Source organism: Delftia sp. ZNC0008 (assembly GCF_000799035.1).
GTDB classification, from domain to species: Bacteria; Pseudomonadota; Gammaproteobacteria; order Burkholderiales; family Burkholderiaceae_C; genus Comamonas; species Comamonas tsuruhatensis.
This window is the reverse complement of the sequence record NZ_JTKZ01000075.1, coordinates 1-811: the sequence shown is the minus strand read 5'-3', so window position 1 is coordinate 811 and position 811 is coordinate 1. Positions and strand designations below refer to the sequence as shown.

2 protein-coding genes are annotated in these 811 nt (G+C 51.9%); one reads left to right on the top strand and one right to left on the bottom strand.

What is annotated here, in order from left to right; translation table 11 throughout:
• Positions 1 to 258 (top strand): H-NS histone family protein (locus L995_RS02755; RefSeq protein ID WP_047468916.1); only part of this gene is annotated, 258 nt, incomplete at its 5' end.
• 22 nt (positions 259 to 280) lie between these two features.
• On the opposite strand, the gene L995_RS32745 is transcribed toward L995_RS02755, so the two are convergent.
• Positions 281 to 532: a hypothetical protein gene (locus L995_RS32745; protein WP_156135975.1), complete on the bottom strand. Its 252-nt coding sequence runs from the start codon at positions 530 to 532 to the stop codon at positions 281 to 283.
• Positions 533 to 811 lie beyond the last annotated feature (279 nt).

Below are 811 nucleotides of genomic sequence, written 5' to 3'. Positions count from 1 at the left end.
CGCAAGGCCGAACTCGACGCCCAGATCGCCCAGGCCCAGGCCGAGCGCAAAGCCGAGGGCATCGCCGCGGTGCGCGCGCTGATCGCAGAGCACGGCCTGACGGCTGCCGATGTCTTCCCCCAGGGCAAGGCCAAGGGCAGCGTTGGCACCCCGAAGTACCGCGACCCAGCTACCGGCGCGACCTGGACGGGCCGGGGCAAGCCGCCGAACTGGATTCTGGGGAAGGAGCGTGAGCAGTTCCGCATTAGCTTAGGCTAGAAAAATTAAGTGGGCATTTGCTTTAATGCTCTGCCCCATTTTGCTGAGCCGAATCTATCCGCTCACTCTGCAGAGGCATGCCGGCAGCTGACGACACCTGCCAGAGAGTAGCGCCGACCTGCAGCAAAACAGCGAGTCGAGCGTCATAGTTCCTACCAGCTGGACACATTTCACTTATCACCTGTGCCACCGCATGAACAGCCTCAGTTGGAGATATTTGTGTCCCAAGGTTAGCTAGTTCAATGATTGCATTGATGCTTTCTTTGCGGTCCATCTTGGCTCCATGGGTAGCAAGCTAACTGCAACCTCAGGCTTTCATTTCATCATTGCCAGTCAGCCAACAACCATGATTGCAGTCAGAAAAATATAGGCAAACTATATCGAAACGACCACATGATAGTCGATAGTTCATTAGCTCAACACCTTTAGCAATCTCAATGATTATTAATTGATAATTAAATATCAATAGATTACTCAAAAACTTCAAATCCAGAAGAATTGAACAAAACAAGATGACCGACTACAAGACCCTTTTGCAGCAAAAAGCCGAGCT